This window comes from Streptomyces pallidus (ex Mingjun et al. 2026) (assembly GCF_051550185.1).
Lineage (GTDB): Bacteria > Actinomycetota > Actinomycetes > Streptomycetales > Streptomycetaceae > Streptomyces.
In genome coordinates this window covers 5,708,865-5,726,503 of record NZ_CP196181.1, presented here as the reverse complement: position 1 = coordinate 5,726,503, position 17,639 = coordinate 5,708,865, and the positions used below count along the sequence as shown (strand labels likewise).

Below are 17,639 nucleotides of genomic sequence, written 5' to 3'. Positions count from 1 at the left end.
GTTCTCCCGGACGGACGACGCCTCGTCTTCCGTGTCTTCCGCCGAGTTTAGGCGCGCACTGTGACAATCCCCGCTGACCTGCGCGTTCCCGCCGTGCGGAGGGCCGGTGGCACCATGGGACGTGGGCCCGTACGACCGTCACGACCAGCCGTCAGGCGATGAGGCGATGTGCCGATGCGTACCGGAAACGAACCGTTGACCGCCCGCAGTCCACTGCGGCTGCGGTTCTGGCTGAGCTTGTGGGGACTGGTCTGGGCGGCCGGGGGAACGGTCCTGTTCTCTCTGACCGACCGCCCCGGCTGGGCGGCGGCATGCGCAGTGGTCGCGGTCCTGGCGACGGTGGACATGGCCGTGGTGGCCCACCACATCCACCAGGGCCCGCACTACCAGCCGGGCCGGGACATCCCCCCGTACGAGCCCCCGCGACACTAGCGTCCCGACACGCACGAACCCCGCACGGACCCCGCGCACAGGAACCCCGGCGCACGGGAACCCGGGCGGGGCCGTCAGGCGGGGCCCGGCTCGTCGAAGCGGGCTGCCGCCACGTAGTCCGGGCGGGGGTCCAGGGCGGCTGCGAGTCGGAAGTGCCGGCGGGCCTGGTCGGGCCGGCCCGCGCGCTCGTGGGTGCGGGCCAGCGCGAAGTGGGCGAAGGCGTTGTCCGGCTCGCGCTCCACGATCAGCTCGAACTCCCGGGTGGCACGCCGCAGTTGGGCCGAGGCGAAGTAGGCGCGGGCCCGCAGCAGGCGGGCGGCCATGCCCTCCGGGTGGGCGGCTATGACCGAGTCGAGGAGCCTCACCGCCCCGTGCGGGTCGCGGGCGGCCAGCAGTTGCTCGGCGGCGCGGAAGTCGATGACGTGCGTCTCGGGCGACGAGGACGGTGGGCCGGGCGACGCGGCCTGCGGCGCGGTGTCGGTCACGGTCTGCTCCTTCCCTCTCCTCCCGCGTTCAACGCGACGAGGAGCTCGTCAGTTCCCGGCGGAAGCGGCCTTCGCCCGCTCGGTCAGCTCCTCCCACACCGCACGCACCTGGGGCTCCAGCGCCTCCAGCGGCCCGTCGTTGTCGATCACGAGGGTCGCCACGGCGAGCCGCTGCTCCCGGGTGGCCTGGGCGGCCATCCGGGCCCGGGCTTCGTCCTCGGCCATCCCCCGCAGGGCGGTGAGCCGGGCGAGCTGGGTCTGCGGGGCGGCGTCGACGACGACCACGAGGTCGTACAGCGGGGCGAGGCCGTTCTCCGTGAGCAGCGGTACGTCGTGCACCACGATGGCGTCGGGGCCCGCGGCGGCTTCCAGCTCGGCCGACCTGGCCCTGACCAGCGGGTGCACGATGCCGTTGAGGGTGTGGAGCTTGGCCTGGTCGGTGAAGACGATCGATCCGAGCTTCGGCCGGTCCAGCGTGCCGTCGGGGGTCAGCACGGACTCCCCGAATGCGGCGACGACGGCCGCGAGGCCGGGCGTGCCCGGTTCGACGACCTCCCGCGCGATGCGGTCGGAGTCGACGAGGATCGCCCCGTACCCCGCGAGCAGCCGTGAGACCTCGCTCTTGCCCGCGCCGATGCCACCGGTGAGTCCTACCCTGAGCACGCTACTGCCTCCGCCCCTCGTCCCCGCCCGCGCGGGAAAGCAGCTGCCGGCACCCGCGAGAGCGCCCAGGCTAGCGGATCAGTCCCGGGCGATCAGCCCTCGCCCTCGCGTTCGGCGAGGAACCGCTCGAACTCGCGGCCGATCTCGTCGGCGGAAGGGATCTCCACCGGCTCGGCGATCATGTTGCCGCGGGTCTCGGCTCCGGCCGCCGCGTCGTACTGGTGCTCCAGGCCCTGGACCAGGGCGACCAGTTCCTCGTCGCCCTCGCGGATCTGCCGGTCGATCTCGGTCTGGGTGCGGTGCGCCTCCGTGCGCAGCGCATGGGCCACGGCGGGCAGGACGAGCCCGGTGGCGGCAGTGATCGCCTCCAGCACGGTCAGCGCGGCGTCCGGGTACGGGGAACGGGCGATGTAGTGCGGTACGTGCGCGGCGACGCCCAGCACGTCGTGCCCGGCCTGGCCGAGGCGGAACTCGACGAGCGCTTCGGCGCTCCCGGGCACCTGGGCCTCGTCGAAGGGGCTGTGGTGGCCCGGCATGAGGTCGGTGCGGTTGCCGTGCGGGGTGATGCCGACGGGCCGGGTGTGCGGGACGCCCATGGGGATGCCGTGGAAGTTGACCGAGAGGCGGACGCCGAGGCGCTCGACGATCTGCCGGACGGCGGCCGCGAAGCGTTCCCACTCCACGTCCGGCTCGGGGCCGGAGAGCAGCAGGAACGGGGCGCCGGTGGCGTCCTGGACGAGGCGGACCTCCAGGCGGGGCTCCTCGAACTCCGTCCAGTGGTCGCGCCGGAAGGTGAGCAGGGGCCGCCGGGCCCGGTAGTCGACCAGCCGGTCGGCGTCGAACCGGGCGACGACCTGGTGGGGCAGGCCGTCGAGCAGCCGCTCGACGATCTGTTCCCCGGTCTCGCCGGCGTCGATGTACCCCTCGAAGTGGTAGAGCATGACCAGTCCGGCCGAGTCCTGGGCCAGTGCCAGGTCAGCAACCGCCAGGCCCTTCGCATCCCATTCGTACAAACCCCGTGGATCAAGCACCGTCACCGCTCCTCCTCGCCGCGTTCTCTGGCGTGAACGTCCGGCGGGGTCGCACCATTCCCCGTCGCGGCGATTCAACGGGCAGTGCCGGAAGTGGTGATGAGGGTTCCGGCAGATGGCGCCGGAGGGTGTCGGGCACTGCCGGGAACGGCAGTGAGGCCCGCCCCCCGAGGGGGACGGGCCTCACCTTCAGCTCAGCTCACTCCCGGACCGATCCGGGTGTGTGCGGTGTGCTGCGATCCTGCGATCAGCTCTGGCCGCCGGCCAGCTTCTCGCGGAGCGCGGCCAGGGCCTCGTCGGAGGCCAGGGCGCCCGAGGTCTCGTCCGACTCCGAGGAGTAGGAACCACCCGAGATGCCCGCACCGGCGTTGCCGGCGGCCGGGGCGGCGGCACCCTCGGCAGCGGCGGCCTCGTCGGCCTCGCGGCTCTTGATGACCTGCGCCTGGTGCTGCTCGAAGCGCGCCTGCGCCTCGGCGTACTGGCGCTCCCAGGCCTCGCGCTGCGCCTCGTAGCCCTCGAGCCAGTCGTTGGTCTCGGGGTCGAAGCCCTCGGGGTAGATGTAGTTGCCCTGGTCGTCGTAGGACGCGGCCATGCCGTACAGGGTCGGGTCGAACTCGACCGACGCCGGGTCGGCACCGAAGGACTCGTTGGCCTGCTTCAGGGACAGCGAGATCCGGCGACGCTCCAGGTCGATGTCGATGACCTTGACGAAGATCTCGTCGTTGACCTGGACGACCTGCTCCGGGATCTCCACGTGGCGCTCGGCCAGCTCGGAGATGTGGACCAGACCCTCGATGCCCTCGTCCACGCGGACGAACGCACCGAACGGAACCAGCTTGGTGACCTTACCCGGGACGACCTGGCCGATCTGGTGGGTCCGGGCGAACTGCTGCCACGGGTCCTCCTGCGTCGCCTTCAGCGACAGGGAGACACGCTCACGGTCCATGTCGACGTCGAGGACCTCGACGGTGACTTCCTGGCCGACCTCGACGACCTCGGACGGGTGGTCGATGTGCTTCCAGGACAGCTCGGAGACGTGGACCAGACCGTCGACGCCACCCAGGTCCACGAAGGCACCGAAGTTGACGATCGAGGAGACGACGCCGGAGCGGACCTGACCCTTCTGCAGGGTGGTGAGGAACGTCTGGCGGACCTCGGACTGGGTCTGCTCGAGCCAGGCGCGGCGGGACAGGACCACGTTGTTGCGGTTCTTGTCCAGCTCGATGATCTTCGCCTCGAGCTCCTTGCCCACGTAGGGCTGCAGGTCGCGGACACGGCGCATCTCGACCAGGGAGGCCGGGAGGAAGCCGCGGAGGCCGATGTCGAGGATGAGACCACCCTTGACGACCTCGATGACGGTACCGGTGACGATGCCGTCCTCTTCCTTGATCTTCTCGATGGTGCCCCAGGCACGCTCGTACTGGGCGCGCTTCTTCGAGAGGATCAGGCGGCCTTCCTTGTCCTCCTTCTGGAGGACAAGGGCCTCGATCTCGTCGCCGACCTTGACGACCTCGTTCGGGTCGACGTCGTGCTTGATCGAGAGCTCGCGGCTCGGGATGACGCCTTCGGTCTTGTAGCCGATGTCGAGCAGGACCTCGTCCCGGTCGACCTTCACGATGACGCCGTCGACGATGTCGCCGTCGTTGAAGTACTTGATCGTCTCGTCGATCGCGGCGAGGAAGGCTTCCTCGTTACCGATGTCGTTGACCGCAACCTGCGGAGTGGTGGCGGTGGTCTCGGTGCTGCTCGTCATGTGGGAAAGGGCTCCGGTACGGACATGAAGTCGTAGGTACTGCTACGCCGGGAGCCCTTATCGGCACCTGCCGAAGAAGCCGGACAGCCTAGGAAGCCCAAGCCGCCGGAAGCGGCAGGGCCTCGAGAACCGAGGGGACATCAACAGATGCAAGCGCAGCCTGCTAGGTCTGAGGAGCACAGGCTCGCAGCGCAACTTGTAGCATACGGGGATGGCCGGACGGGGTCAATGCGCGAAGGCGCACACCCAGGGCGGATCACCGCACAACCGGCACAATTCATGGGCGGGCAGGCACGAATGGCCTCCCCGACCTCTTTCGCAGACTACGACGACGGGCCCCATGAACCAAGAGGACTACGCCCCCGAACACGCGCCCGGCACGCATGGCGACACCGCGGACGACGCTTTCGCCACGCGCCGTGACACCGACGAAGCGGAGAGCAGCCGGGCGAGCCGCTCCTGGTGGGACCGCAACGCGGACGACTACCAGCGCGAGCACGGCGCCTTCCTCGGCGACGACCGCTTCGTCTGGGGCCCCGAGGGCCTGGACGAGGCCGATGCCGCCCTGCTCGGCCCGACGGATTCCCTGAAGGGCAAGGTCGTCCTGGAGATCGGCGCCGGCGCCGCCCAGTGCTCCCGCTGGCTGGCCGCCCGGGGCGCCCGCCCGGTGGCCCTCGACCTCTCCCACCGGCAGCTCCAGCACGCCCTGCGCATCGACGGCGGCTCGGTCCCCCTGGTGGAGGCGGACGCCGGGCAGCTGCCCTTCCGCGACGGCGTCTTCGACCTGGCCTGTTCCGCGTACGGGGCGGTCCCCTTCGTCGCCGACCCGGTGAACGTCATGCGGGAGGTGCACCGCGTCCTGCGGCCCGGGGGCCGCTGGGTCTTCTCCGTCACCCACCCCATCCGCTGGGCCTTCCCGGACGAGCCGGGCCCGGAGGGGCTGTCGGTGGCGGCCTCGTACTTCGACCGGACCCCGTACGTCGAGCAGGACGAGCAGGGGCGCGCCGTGTACGTCGAGCACCACCGCACCCTCGGCGACCGGGTCCGCGACGTGGTGGCGGGCGGGTTCCGCCTGATCGACCTGGTGGAGCCGGAGTGGCCCGCCTGGAACGGCCAGGAGTGGGGCGGCTGGTCCCCGCTGCGCGGCAACCTGATCCCCGGCACCGCGATCTTCGTGTGCGAGCGGGCGGACGGGGCCTGAGCCGTGCCCGTACGCACCTCCGCCCTCGACGCCCTCCCCGTACGGGAAGCCCTGCCCGCGCTCGCCTCGGCCCTGGACGGCCACGGCACCGCGGTGCTGTGCGCGCCGCCCGGCACCGGCAAGACCACGCTGGTGCCGCTGGCCCTGGCCGGGCTGGTCGGCGGCGGCCCGCGACGCCGGGTCGTCGTGGCCGAGCCCCGGCGGATCGCCGCCCGGGCCGCGGCGCGGCGGATGGCCTGGCTGCTGGGCGGGCGAGTGGGCGGCGCGGTCGGCTTCACGGTGCGCGGGGAGCGGGCGGTGGGCCCCGACACGGTGGTGGAGGTGGTCACCACCGGTGTCCTGCTGCAGCGGCTCCAGCGGGACCAGGAGCTGGCCGGCGTGGACGTGGTCGTCCTGGACGAGTGCCACGAGCGGCACCTGGACGCCGACACGGTCGCCGCGTTCCTGCTGGACGTACGGGAGGCCCTGCGCCCGGAGCTGCAGCTGGTCGCGGCGTCGGCGACGACCGACGCGGAGGGCTGGGCGCGGCTGCTCGGCGGCGCCCCGGTGGTGCGGGCGGAGGGCGTCTCGTACCCGGTGGAGACGGTGTGGGCCCCGCCGGCCCGGCCGGTACGGCCGCCGCACGGAATGCGCGTGGACCCGGCGCAGCTGGCGCACGTGGCCGCGGTGGTGCGGCGGGCGCTGTCCGAGCGCACCGGGGACGTGCTGTGCTTCCTGCCCGGCACCGGCGAGATCGGCCGGGTGGCCGGGCTGCTGGCCGGCATCGACGCGGAGGTGCTCCAGGTCCACGGCCGGGCCCCGGCGGCGGTCCAGGACGCGGCGCTCACCCCGGCCGGCCACCGGCGGGTGATCCTGTCCACGGCGGTGGCCGAGTCGAGCCTCACCGTGCCCGGGGTGCGGGTGGTGGTGGACTCGGGGCTGGCCCGCGAGCCGCGGACGGACCATGCGCGGGGTCTGGGCGCGCTGACGACCGTACGGGCCTCCCGTGCGGCGGCCCGGCAGCGGGCCGGGCGCGCAGGGCGCGAGGCGCCGGGGACGGTGTACCGGTGCTGGGCGGAGGCGGAGCACGGGCGGTTGCCGGCGTTCCCCGCGCCGGAGATACGGCTGGCGGACCTGACCGCGTTCGCGCTGCACGCGGCCTGCTGGGGTGATCCCGACGCGTCGGGGCTGGCGCTGCTGGACCCGCCGCCGGCGGGGGCCATGGCGGCGGCGCGGTCCGTGCTGTCCGCGGTGGGCGCGCTGGACACGGCCGGGCGGGTCACCCCGCGGGGCGCGGCCATGTCCCGGCTCGGCCTGCACCCGCGGCTGGCCCGGGCCCTGCTGGACGGGGCGGCGGCGCCGGACGTGGCCGGGCGGCGGGTGGCGGAGGTGGTGGCGCTCCTGAGCGAGGAGCCGCCGCGGGAGTACGGGGACGACCTGGTCGCGGCCTGGCGCACCGTACGGTCCCAGCGGGGCGAGCGCGGCGGAGCCGTCGGAGCCCCGGGCGGCGGGGCTGCCGGTGCCGGTGGGCGCGGCGGGGGTGACGGCTATGCGGGGCGTTGGCGCGCCGAGACCGGGCGGCTGGTCGCGGCGTTGGCCGCCGCGGGGGCCCACTCCCCCGCCCCGCCCCATCCCGCTGTATCCGACAGCCGCTGCGCGGCGGGCGGGGCGGGCGACCCCGGCCGCCGCCTGGCGGACGCTGCGCGCCCGATCCGGGGCTCCGCCCCGGACCCCGCTCCTCAAACGCCGGAGGGGCTGATTTCAGCTGAAGCGCCGGCTTCGCCGGAGGAGCGGGTTTCGCCGAAGGGGCTGGTTGCACCCGAAGCGCCGGCTTCGCCGGAGGGGCCGGTTTCGCCGGAGGGGCTCGTTTCACGCGACGGGTCGGCTTCGCCGGAAGGGTCGGATCTTCCGGCCGGCGTCTTCGAAGGCGCTGGGGGTGCCCGTTCAGCCCCGCCGGCGTTTGAGGCGCGGGGGTGTGGGGGCGGAGCCCCCGCGATCGGTCCGGGCGGAGCCCGGGGAACGGGCGAAGGGCGGGTAGGGGACGTCCCACCCGGCGGCCACGCCACCGCCGGTCCGGGCCGACCGGGCCGACCGGGCCGACCGGGCCGACCGGGCCGAGGAACCCCGCGACCCGCCGGGTGGCAGCCCGAGGGGGACGGCCGAGCGGCGCCCGGCGTGCCGGCGGCGGCCGACGACCACGTCGCCGGGCTCGTCGTCGCGCTCGCCTTCCCCGAGCGCGTGGCCCGCAACCGCGGCGGGGGCCAGTACCTCATGGCCTCCGGCACGGGAGCCGCGCTCCCTGACGGCTCCCGGCTCGCCACCGCCGGCGACTGGCTCGCCGTCGCGGTGGCCGACCGCAGCACCGGCTCCGCCGACGCCCGCATCCGGCTGGCCGCCGTCCTCGACGAGGCCACGGCCCGGGCCGCCGCCGAGCACCTGTACTCGTCCTCCGAGGAGGTCCACTGGGACGCGGGGGCCGCGGACGTGGTCGCGCGCGCCGTACAGCGCCTCGGCGCGATCGAGCTCGCGGCCCGCCCCCTGCGCGCCCCGGACCCCGCCCTGGTGCGCCGGGCCCTGCTCGACGGCCTCGCGGCCGAGGGCCCGGGCGCGCTGCTGCGCTGGTCGCCGGACGCCCTGGCGCTGCGCGAGCGCCTCGCGTTCCTGCACCGCACCCTGGGCGCCCCCTGGCCGGACGTGTCCGACACGGCCCTGCTGGCCCGCCCGGCGGAGGACTGGCTGGAGCCGGAGCTGTCCTCGGCCCGGCGCCGCGCCGACCTCGCGCGGATCGACGCCGGCCAGGCCCTGACCCGGCTGCTGCCGTGGGCCACCGGTGAGGCGGCCCGCCTGGACGAGTTGGCCCCGGAGCGGATCGAGGTGCCGAGCGGTTCCCGGATCCGGGTGGACTACTCGGCCGAGCAGCCCGTCCTCGCGGTGAAGCTGCAGGAGCTGTTCGGGCTCGCCGAGACTCCGCGGGTGGCGGGGGTGCCCGTCCTGGTGCACCTGCTGTCGCCGGCGGGGCGGCCCGCGGCGGTCACCGCGGACCTGGCCTCGTTCTGGCAGGGCGGCTACCGGGCCGTCCGCGCCGAGCTCCGCGGCCGCTACCCGAAGCACCCGTGGCCGGAGGACCCGGCGACGGCCGAGCCGACCCGGCACACCAACGCCCGCCTCAGGCGCTGACCCCGTCCCCGGCTCCGGCCCCCACCCCGGCCGCAGCTGTCCTGCGGCCGCGTGCCTCCAGCCACAGGGCCGCCCCGAGCAGCGCGAGCCCGGCGGCGGCGAGCCCGGCCGGGGCGTACGTGTGGAGGGCGAGGACCTTCGTGCGGTTCGACCGGACCAGGTCGACGGTGTACCGGCTGTAGTCCGCGCGCATCTTCACGTGCCCGGCGAAGACGGTGAGCCGGCCTTCCGGCGCCCCGGCGGCGATGCCGCCGCGCATCTCCTGTTCGACGACCTGTTCGGCGTTGACGGGCGCGCCGGTGACCGGTTCGACCCAGAACATCGCCTTGGCCTTGTACCAGAGGCTGGTGCCGGTGCTCTGCTCGAAGGTCGCCGGGTCGATGCCCTCGATCGGCATCTTCTTGGGCAGGGGGACCTTCGTCCAGGGCACGTCCTGTTCGTAGTAGTAGACGTCCATGCCGCGGAAGGTGCGCGGGCCGACGTAGTGGATCGGGGACGAGGTGCGGGTCTGGGCGTCGAAGTAGAGGTAGTCGCGCGGCTCTGTGAAGAACGGCCACTTGAACTCGATGCCCTCCCTTTTGACGGGGTCGCCGTCCACGGCCTCGCCGGGGGCGTGGACGGGCGCCTGCGTGTGGGCGTCGAAGACGTAGCGCTCGGGGATCTGGGAGACCGTCTTCCCGTCGGGTCCCGCGATGTGGGAGAGGGTGTCCCAGACGACGACGTCCCGGCCCGTGTGCGCCTCGATCTCCCGCGACGCCTCCACGTCGCCCTTGAGGGTCTGGACGATCGTGACCTTGTCGACCTTCTTGGGCTGCATGCCGCCGGTGTAGTCGAGGAGGGTCGCGTCCTTCGCCTCCAGGACCATCTCCTGGTACTGGTTCGGCGGGATCTTGGCGAGCCGGGGGTACGCGTACCAGCGCAGCAGCGGCGCGAGGGCGGTGCAGAACACCGCGAGGGCGATGAGGACGAGGCTCGCTCGGCGTCGCACGTCCCGCCCCCTCACTGCTGCCCGGGGGCGGCGGGCGCGGTGGTGAGCAGCGGTCTGGGCGAGGTCATGCCTTCCTGCGCCCCGAGCGCCGTCACGGCGAACGCGAGGGCCAGCGCGGCGGCAAGACCGATGGCGGCGGCGGCGAGTGCGCGCATACCGGGCCTCCGGATCTGATGGGGCGTCAGGGCGGGGGCACCGTAGCAACGCGCGTGCGAGATGAGAACCGTTCGGCTACGGGGTTCGCGTGCCGTCCCGCGCCGGGCCCGGGGAGGGGGACCCGGCCGGGGACGCGGACGGCTCGGCCGCGGAGGGCGACGGCCGGACGCTCGCCGTGGGGCTGGGCGTCGGCCGGGGCGTGGCCGTGGACTTGGGCGTCGGGCTCGGCGTCGGGGTGGACTTCGGACTCGGCGTCGGCGTCGGCGTCGGGGTGGGCGTCGGGCTCGGCGTCGGGGTTGGCGTCGGGCTCGGCGTCGGCGTTGGCGTCGGGCTCGGCGTCGGCGTCGGGGTCGGGCTCGGCGTCGGCGTCGGCGTCGGGGTCGGGGTGGGTGTGGGCGTGGACGCGGGTGAAGGCTTCGGCCGGGGCTGCGGCTTCGCGGGTGCGGCCGCGCCGCCTCCCGCGTTCGGGACCGCGTGCGCCCCGTTGAGGTAGTACGCGAGCCAGGACCGCACCGTCCGCAGGTATTCCGAGGAGTGGTTGTAGGAGAGGACGGCCCGGTCCACGTCCGCGTCCACCCGCAGGTCGCGGCTGCCCGCGCACAGGTAGCGGCCGGCGGCGAGGGCGGCGTCGTACACGTTGCCGGGGTTGCGCAGGCCGTCGCCGTCGGCGTCCTGGCCCCAGGCGGCCCAGGTGGACGGGATGAACTGCATGGGCCCGACGGCGCGGTCGTAGGCGGCGTCCCCGTCGTAGCGGCCGCCGTCCGTGTCGCGGATCGTCGCGAAGCCGTTGCCGTTCAGGACCGGTCCGAGGACCGGGGTCAGGGTGGTGCCGGCGGCGTCGACACGTCCGCCGCCCGCGTGCCCCGACTCGACCTTGCCGATGGCCGCGAGGAGCTGCCAGCGCAGTCCGCAGCCCGGATCGCTGCGGCCGATCCGCTCCTCGGCCCGCTGGTAGGCGGCCAGCACGGTCGCCGGTATCCCCTGCGCACCCGCCGCGCCGCCCAGGACGACGGGCTGGTTGGGGGCTGCGGCCGCCTCGCCGGGGCCGGTCGGCGGCTGGGTTCCGCCGTCCGGCAGGAGGCCCGCCGGCGGCTCCGGGCTGGCGAGGGGCGGGAGTTCGGTGAGGTAGGCGCCGTCGCCGCCGTCCGCGCCGCCGTCCTGCGTCGGCGCCGCGGCAGGCGGCACGCCCTCCCCGACGACGACCGTGCGAGGGCCGGGCGGGGCCTGCGAGGCGGTCACCGCGGCCGCCACCAGTGCGCACGCCACGGCGGCGGTCGCTCCCCTGCGCAGCCTGCCACGAGCCGTCCACCGAGCCGACATGAGCCGGTCCCCTCCCCCTCGACGTCGGCGTGACCCTACGTCAACTCCCTTCACACCGCACCGATTCGCGGCCGGGCCTTCACCACTTCCCCACGCCATGTGCAGGTCACGCATACTGGCCGGACCCGTTCGGGACGCATTGACCCGAAGTGAAGAAACGGTCACCCGCCGTGACCCGGGACCCCGCCCCGCCGCTCGACCCGTTGTCCGCCGAACCGCCAAGAGGTGCCGTGCCCTTCACACTCAGCCATGCCGCCGCCGTCCTGCCCGCCGTACGCCGCACCGGCCGGGCGCGCGGCCCGCTCGTCGCCTCCGCGCTCGTCCTCGGCTCGTTCGCGCCCGACACGTTCTACTTCGCGGACGCCGTCGTCGGCGGCGTCATGCGGTACGGGGCGTTCACGCACTCGCTGCCCGGCGTGCTGACCGCCGACGCCGTCCTGACCGCCGTGCTCGCCGCCTGCTGGCTGCTGCTGCGCGAACCGCTCGTGGCGCTGCTGCCGAGGGCCCGCCAAGGCCGCGTCCACGCCCTGGTCCGGGGCGAGGAATGGCGGGGCGGACCGAACGGAAGGGGCGGACCGGGCGCGCGGCGGCCGGCGGCGCTCGCGCTGTGGTTCTACCTCTCGGCGGTGCTGGGCTCGCTCACGCATGTCGTCTGGGACAGCTTCACGCACCTGGACCGGTGGGGGACCAACGCCCTGCCCCGGCTCGGCGAACCGCTGGCGTTCGGGTACCCGCTCTACACCTACCTCCAGTACGGCTCGTCGGCGGTCGCGGCCGGCGGTTTGCTCTGGTTCGCGGTGACGGCCGTGCGCCGGACGTCCGACCGGCCCGCGCCGGCGGCGGTGCCGACGCTGAGCAGGGCCGAGGCACTGGGCTCGGCCGCGCTGGTGGCCGGGTGCACGGCCGTCGGGGTGACGACGCGGGTACTGCGCTTCTTCACGTTCTACGACCGGATCCGCTCGCCCCTCGACATCGTCCCGACCGTCTGCTTCGGCGCGGGCGCCGGCCTCGCGGTGGGCCTGCTGCTGTACGCGGCCCTGGTGCGGCTGCGGCACCGCCGCCCGGCCCGTGACGACGCCCACGCCCACGACGTGCGGGACGCCCCGCAGGACCGGAGCGGCGGCGGGCGCCCCGCGGACACGGAGTCGCCGGAACCCCTGCGCACCGGGTGAGCCCGCCCGCACACCGTGCACGTGCGCCCGCCCCCGCCGGACGGCGGGGGCGGGCGCGGGCACATGGCGCACCGGGCTCCGGGCTCCGGGTCAGTGCGCGGCGGACTCCCAGTCGGGGCCGACGCCCACGGACACGTCCAGCGGGGCCCGCAGCTCGACGGCGGCGGCCATCTCGCGGCGCACCAGCTCCTCGACCCGCTCGCGCTCGCCCGGGGCGATCTCCAGCACGATTTCGTCATGGACCTGGAGCAGCATCCGCGACGTCAGGCCCGCCTCGGCGATCGCCCGGTCCACGCGCAGCATGGCGACCTTGACGATGTCGGCGGCGGTGCCCTGGATCGGGGCGTTCAGCGCCATCCGCTCGGCGGCCTCGCGGCGCTGCCGGTTGTCGCTGGCCAGGTCCGGCAGGTAGCGGCGGCGTCCGAAGATCGTCGCCGTGTAGCCGGTGGCACGGGCCTCGTCGACGACGCGCTGCAGGTAGTCCCGGACCCCGCCGAACCGCTCGAAGAACGTCTCCATGAGCCCGCGCGCCTCGGCCGGCTCGATCCCGAGCTGCTGGGAGAGGCCGAAGGCGGAGAGCCCGTACGCGAGCCCGTACGACATCGCCTTGATCTTGCGGCGCATCTCGGGGTCGACGGCGGAGCGCTCCACGCCGAACACCTGGGAGGCGACGGTGGTGTGCAGGTCCTCACCGGAGAGGAAGGCCTGGATCAGGCCCTCGTCCTCGGACAGGTGGGCCATGACGCGCAGCTCGATCTGGCTGTAGTCGGCGGTCATGAGGGACTCGTAGCCCTCGCCGACGACGAACCCGCGGCGGATGGCACGTCCCTCGTCGGTGCGCACCGGCACGTTCTGCAGGTTGGGGTCGGTGGAGGACAGGCGCCCCGTGGCGGCGGTGGTCTGGCTGAAGCTGGTGTGCACCCGGCCGTCGGCGGCGATCGTCTTGACCAGGCCCTCCACGGTGACCCGCAGCTTGGCCTGCTCCCGGTGCCGCAGCATGATCACGGGCAGTTCGTGGTCGGTCTGCGTGGCCAGCCACGCCAGCGCGTCCGCGTCCGTGGTGTAGCCGGTCTTGGTCTTCTTGGTCTTCGGCAGGTCCAGCTCGCCGAAGAAGACCTCCTGGAGCTGCTTGGGCGAGCCGAGGTTGAACTCGTGGCCCACCGACGCGTGCGCCTCCTTCACCGCCTGCTGCACGGCTCCGGCGAACTGTTGCTCCATGGCCGTCAGGTGGTCGCGGTCGGCGGCGATGCCGGACCGCTCCATCCGGGCCAGCAGCTCGGAGGTGGGCAGCTCCATGTCGTGGAGCAGGTCGGCGGCGCCGACCTCCACCAGCTTGCCGGTGAAGGCCTCGCCGAGGTCCAGGACGGCGCGGGCCTGCGCCATCAGCGCCTCCGCCTCGGCGGTCTCGTCGGCGCCGAAGGCCAGTTGGCCGTCGACCGCGGCGGGCTGGAGCTCGCGGCCCAGGTACTCCACCGACAGCGCGTCCAGCGCGAAGGACCGCCGGCCCGGCTTGGCCAGGTACGCGGCGAGCGCGGTGTCCATGGTGACGCCGTCCAGGCGCCAGCCGTGCTCGGGGAAGACCCGCATCAGGACCTTGGCGTTGTGCACGACCTTGGGCCGGTCCGGGTCGCCGGCCCAGGCCGCGAACGCCTGCTCGTCGGCCTCGTCCAGCGCGGACGGGTCGAACCATGCGGCCGCCCCGCCGGCCGCGGCCAGCGCGATCTCGGCGATGCTGCCCTGGCCCAGCGCCCAGCTGTCCACGGTGGAGACGCCGAGGGGGCCGCCGCCGTGGGCCGCGAGCCACGGCGCGAGCTCGCCCGTGCCCAGCACGGACGCGTCCAGCTCCACGCCGGGGGCCGGAGCCGGGGCCTCCTCGTGGCCGGCGCCCGGGTCCACCGCCAGCAGCCGCTCGCGCAGCGAGGCGTTGCGGATCTCCAGCACGTCCAGCACGCCGGTCACGGCGGACCGGTCGTACGGGGCGCGCTCCAGGTCGGCCGGGGTCTTCTCCAGCGCCACGTCCCGGACCATCTCGGTCAGGACCCGGTTGAGCTTCACGGCCTCCAGGTGGTCGCGGAAGTTCTGCCCGGCCTTGCCCTTGACCTCCTCGGCGCGCTCCACCAGCTCCGCGAACGACCCGAACTGGTTGATCCACTTGGCGGCGGTCTTCTCGCCGACGCCCGGGATGCCCGGCAGGTTGTCCGACGGGTCGCCGCGCAGCGCCGCGAAGTCCGGGTACTGCTGCGGGGTCAGCCCGTACTTCTCCACGACCTTCTCCGGCGTGAAGCGGGTCAGCTCGGAGACGCCCTTCGTCGGGTACAGCACCGTGGTGTGCTCGGAGACCAGCTGGAAGGAGTCCCGGTCGCCGGTGACGATCAGCACCTCGAATCCGAGCGCCTCCGCCTGCGTCGCCAGCGTCGCGATCACGTCGTCGGCCTCGAAGCCGTCGACGGCGAACCGCGGCACGTTCATCGCGTCCAGCAGCTCGCCGATCAGCTCCACCTGCCCCTTGAACTCGTCCGGGGTCGAGGAGCGGTTCGCCTTGTACTCCGGGAACTCCGTCGAGCGCCACGTCTTGCGCGAGACGTCGAACGCCACCGCGAAGTGCGTGGGCGCCTCGTCGCGCAGCGTGTTCGCCAGCATCGACGCGAAGCCGTAGATCGCGTTCGTCGGCTGGCCGGTCACCGTGGTGAAGTTCTCCGCGGGCAGCGCGAAGAACGCCCGGTACGCCAGGGAGTGCCCGTCCATGAGCATCAGGCGGGGGCGGGCCGCTGCGGTCGTCTGGTCGGTCTTCTTCGATGCGTTCTCTGCCACGCCCCCGATCCTAGGCGCCCCCGCCGACAATTCCGGCGTCGGCGATCACCGCCCCGGTCATGACAGGATCGGGCGCGAATGCGAAGCGCGCGGCCATGCCGGCGCACTGCCCGACGTGCTCAAAGGGGAGCGACATGGCCACGAAGCCGCCCGCAGATGATCCCGTACAGGACGCGCCGCAGGTCGCGCCCCCCAAGCGCGCCGCGGCGGGCCTGCCCGCGATCGGACACACGCTGCGGATCGCGCAGGCCCAGATGGGGGTGGCGCGCACCGCCCGCACCCTGCTCAAGGTCAACCAGAAGGACGGCTTCGACTGCCCGGGCTGCGCCTGGCCCGAGGGCGACAAGCGGCACACCGCCGAGTTCTGCGAGAACGGCGCCAAGGCGGTCGCCGAGGAGGCCACGCTGCGCCGGGTCACCCCGGACTTCTTCGCCGCCCACCCGCTCGACGACCTCGCGGGCCGCTCCGGTTACTGGCTGGGCCAGCAGGGCCGGATCACCCGGCCGATGCTCCTGGAGCGGGGGGCGCAGCCCGACGGCGCCGACCGGTACGAGGCCGTCAGCTGGGAGCGCGCCTTCGAGATCATCGCCGAGGAGCTGAACGCCCTCGCCTCGCCCGACGAGGCCCTCTTCTACACCTCCGGCCGCACCAGCAACGAGGCCGCGTTCCTCTTCCAGCTCTTCGCCCGCGAGTTCGGCACGAACAACCTGCCCGACTGCTCCAACATGTGCCACGAGTCCTCGGGCTCCGCCCTCACCGAGACCATAGGGATCGGCAAGGGCAGCGTCTCCCTGGAGGACCTCCACCAGGCCGACCTGATCATCGTCGCCGGGCAGAACCCGGGCACCAACCACCCCCGCATGCTCTCCGCGCTGGAGAAGGCCAAGGCCTCCGGCGCGAAGATCATCTCGGTGAACCCGCTGCCCGAGGCCGGCACCGAGCGGTTCAAGAACCCCCAGACCCCCCTCGGCATGCTCCGCGGCACCCCGCTGAGCGACCTGTTCCTGCAGATCCGCATCGGCGGCGACCAGGCCCTCTTCCGCCTCCTGAACAAGCTGGTGATCGAGACGGAGGGCGCCGTCGACGAGGACTTCGTCCGCGAGCACACCCACGGCTACGAGGACCTCGCCGCCGCCGCCGAGGAGGCCGACTGGGCCGAGACCCTCACCGCCACCGGCCTGACCCGGCCCGAGATCGAGCGCGCCCTCGCCATGGTCCTGGCCTCCGAGCGCACCATCGTCTGCTGGGCCATGGGCCTGACCCAGCACAAGCACGCCGTCGCCACCATCCGCGAGGTCGTCAACCTGCTCCTGCTCCGCGGCAACATCGGCCGCCCCGGCGCCGGCGTCTGCCCCGTCCGCGGGCACTCCAACGTCCAGGGCGACCGCACCATGGGCATCTTCGAACGCCCCGCCCCCGCCTTCCTCGACGCCCTCGACCGGGAATTCGGCATCACCTCGCCGCGGCACCACGGCTACGACGTGGTCCGCTCCATCGAGGCCCTGCGCGACGGCAAGGCCAAGGTCCTCTTCGCAATGGGCGGCAACTTCGTCGGCGCGACCCCCGACACCGAGGTCACCGAGGCCGCGATCCGCCGCGCCTCGCTGACGGTGCACGTCTCCACCAAGCTCAACCGCTCCCACGCGGTCACCGGCCGCCGGGCCCTGATCCTTCCGACGCTGGGCCGCACCGACAAGGACGTCCAGGCCTCGGGGCGGCAGTTCGTCACCGTCGAGGACTCCATGGGCATGGTCCACGCCTCCCGCGGCAACCTCGCCCCGGCCTCCCCGCACCTGCTGTCCGAGCCGGCGATCGTGGCGCGCATGGCCCGCGCCGTCCTCGGCGACGCCTCCACGACCCCCTGGGAGGAGTTCGAGCGGGACTACGCCGCCATCCGCGACCGGATCTCCCGCGTCGTCCCGGGCTTCGAGGACTTCAACGCCCGCGCCGCCCGCCCCGAGGGCTTCCGGCTCCCGCACGCCCCCCGCGACGAGCGCCGCTTCCCGACGGCGACCGGCAAGGCCAACTTCACCGCCGCCCCCGTGGAGTACCCGCGGCTCCCCGAGGGCCGGCTGCTGCTGCAGACCCTGCGCAGCCACGACCAGTACAACACCACGATCTACGGCCTCGACGACCGCTACCGCGGGATCACCGGCGGCCGCCGCATCGTCATGGTCCACCCCGAGGACGCCGCCGAGCTCGGCCTCGCCGACGGCTCCTACACGGACCTGGTCGGCGAGTGGAAGGACGGCGTGGAGCGACGCGCCCCCGGCTTCCGCGTCGTCCACTACCCCACCGCCCGCGGCTGCGCGGCGGCCTACTACCCCGAGACGAACGTGCTCGTCCCGCTGGACTCCACCGCCGACACCAGCAACACCCCCGCCAGCAAGTCCGTCGTCGTGCGCTTCGAACCGGCCTGATAGAACGACGTCAGGACAAGATGGTTAACGATCGTTGACGAACGGAGCCGG

Annotated in this window: 13 protein-coding genes; 5 read left to right on the top strand and 8 right to left on the bottom strand. The window is 73.8% G+C overall.

Annotated features, from left to right (window positions below; genetic code table 11):
* Positions 1 to 174 precede the first annotated feature (174 nt).
* Entirely contained in the window at positions 175 to 432 is a 258-nt protein-coding gene (locus ACSHWO_RS25375; RefSeq protein WP_361087921.1) for a DUF6343 family protein, read from the top strand.
* A gap of 74 nt (positions 433 to 506) precedes the next feature.
* On the opposite strand, the gene ACSHWO_RS25370 is transcribed toward ACSHWO_RS25375, so the two are convergent.
* The 4 genes from ACSHWO_RS25370 to rpsA all read right to left on the bottom strand — a co-directional run bounded on the left by ACSHWO_RS25370 (position 507) and on the right by rpsA (position 4,364).
* Entirely contained in the window at positions 507 to 917 is a 411-nt protein-coding gene (locus ACSHWO_RS25370; RefSeq protein WP_438315214.1) for a tetratricopeptide repeat protein, read from the bottom strand.
* 48 nt (positions 918 to 965) lie between these two features.
* The gene (coaE, locus tag ACSHWO_RS25365) at positions 966 to 1,580 is read right to left on the bottom strand and encodes a dephospho-CoA kinase (protein ID WP_438315211.1); all 615 of its coding nucleotides are present in this window, start codon (positions 1,578 to 1,580) and stop codon (positions 966 to 968) included.
* Positions 1,581 to 1,672: 92 nt separating this feature from the next.
* On the bottom strand, positions 1,673 to 2,611 hold the full coding sequence (locus ACSHWO_RS25360) for a PAC2 family protein (RefSeq protein WP_361087931.1): 939 nt from the start codon (positions 2,609 to 2,611) through the stop codon (positions 1,673 to 1,675).
* 247 nt (positions 2,612 to 2,858) lie between these two features.
* Positions 2,859 to 4,364 (bottom strand): 30S ribosomal protein S1, encoded by a 1,506-nt coding sequence (rpsA, locus tag ACSHWO_RS25355; RefSeq protein ID WP_179176975.1) that lies wholly within the window; start codon positions 4,362 to 4,364, stop codon positions 2,859 to 2,861.
* Between the two features lie 340 nt (positions 4,365 to 4,704).
* Here rpsA and ACSHWO_RS25350 point away from each other — a divergent pair, with 340 nt between their 5' ends.
* Together ACSHWO_RS25350 and ACSHWO_RS25345 are read left to right on the top strand one after the other, a co-directional pair.
* On the top strand, positions 4,705 to 5,565 hold the full coding sequence (locus ACSHWO_RS25350; protein ID WP_404242127.1) for a class I SAM-dependent methyltransferase: 861 nt from the start codon (positions 4,705 to 4,707) through the stop codon (positions 5,563 to 5,565).
* 3 nt (positions 5,566 to 5,568) lie between these two features.
* The gene (locus ACSHWO_RS25345) at positions 5,569 to 8,721 is read left to right on the top strand and encodes an ATP-dependent helicase C-terminal domain-containing protein (protein ID WP_438315206.1); all 3,153 of its coding nucleotides are present in this window, start codon (positions 5,569 to 5,571) and stop codon (positions 8,719 to 8,721) included.
* Here the strand turns inward: ACSHWO_RS25345 and ACSHWO_RS25340 are convergent.
* The 3 genes from ACSHWO_RS25340 to ACSHWO_RS25330 all read right to left on the bottom strand — a co-directional run bounded on the left by ACSHWO_RS25340 (position 8,711) and on the right by ACSHWO_RS25330 (position 11,131).
* Positions 8,711 to 9,709: a DUF3068 domain-containing protein gene (locus ACSHWO_RS25340; RefSeq protein ID WP_438315203.1), complete on the bottom strand. Its 999-nt coding sequence runs from the start codon at positions 9,707 to 9,709 to the stop codon at positions 8,711 to 8,713. The genes ACSHWO_RS25345 and ACSHWO_RS25340 overlap by 11 nt on opposite strands.
* A gap of 11 nt (positions 9,710 to 9,720) precedes the next feature.
* Positions 9,721 to 9,864, bottom strand: a complete 144-nt coding sequence (locus ACSHWO_RS25335) for an SPW_0924 family protein (RefSeq protein WP_438315200.1) — start codon at positions 9,862 to 9,864, stop codon at positions 9,721 to 9,723.
* Positions 9,865 to 9,940: 76 nt separating this feature from the next.
* Positions 9,941 to 11,131, bottom strand: a complete 1,191-nt coding sequence (locus ACSHWO_RS25330) for a lytic transglycosylase domain-containing protein (protein ID WP_438315197.1) — start codon at positions 11,129 to 11,131, stop codon at positions 9,941 to 9,943.
* A gap of 284 nt (positions 11,132 to 11,415) precedes the next feature.
* Here ACSHWO_RS25330 and ACSHWO_RS25325 point away from each other — a divergent pair, with 284 nt between their 5' ends.
* Entirely contained in the window at positions 11,416 to 12,357 is a 942-nt protein-coding gene (locus ACSHWO_RS25325; RefSeq protein ID WP_438315194.1) for a DUF4184 family protein, read from the top strand.
* Between the two features lie 90 nt (positions 12,358 to 12,447).
* Here ACSHWO_RS25325 and polA read toward each other — a convergent pair whose 3' ends face one another.
* Positions 12,448 to 15,168, bottom strand: coding sequence for a DNA polymerase I (gene polA, locus ACSHWO_RS25320; protein ID WP_438315191.1), 2,721 nt, complete (start codon positions 15,166 to 15,168; stop codon positions 12,448 to 12,450).
* A 134-nt stretch (positions 15,169 to 15,302) separates the two neighbouring features.
* Here polA and ACSHWO_RS25315 point away from each other — a divergent pair, with 134 nt between their 5' ends.
* Complete coding sequence (locus tag ACSHWO_RS25315) at positions 15,303 to 17,588, top strand: FdhF/YdeP family oxidoreductase (RefSeq protein ID WP_438315188.1); 2,286 nt, start codon at positions 15,303 to 15,305, stop codon at positions 17,586 to 17,588.
* Positions 17,589 to 17,639 lie beyond the last annotated feature (51 nt).

What these genes read in the sequence shown, in the direction of transcription:
- ACSHWO_RS25375 (WP_361087921.1), top strand. Translation starts at nt 175, where the DNA reads ATGCGTACCGGAAACGAACCGTTGACCGCCCGCAGTCCACTGCGGCTG.
- rpsA (WP_179176975.1), bottom strand. Translation starts at nt 4,364, where the DNA reads ATGACGAGCAGCACCGAGACCACCGCCACCACTCCGCAGGTTGCGGTC.
- ACSHWO_RS25350 (WP_404242127.1), top strand. Translation starts at nt 4,705, where the DNA reads ATGAACCAAGAGGACTACGCCCCCGAACACGCGCCCGGCACGCATGGC.
- ACSHWO_RS25335 (WP_438315200.1), bottom strand. Translation starts at nt 9,864, where the DNA reads ATGCGCGCACTCGCCGCCGCCGCCATCGGTCTTGCCGCCGCGCTGGCC.
- ACSHWO_RS25315 (WP_438315188.1), top strand. Translation starts at nt 15,303, where the DNA reads ATGGCCACGAAGCCGCCCGCAGATGATCCCGTACAGGACGCGCCGCAG.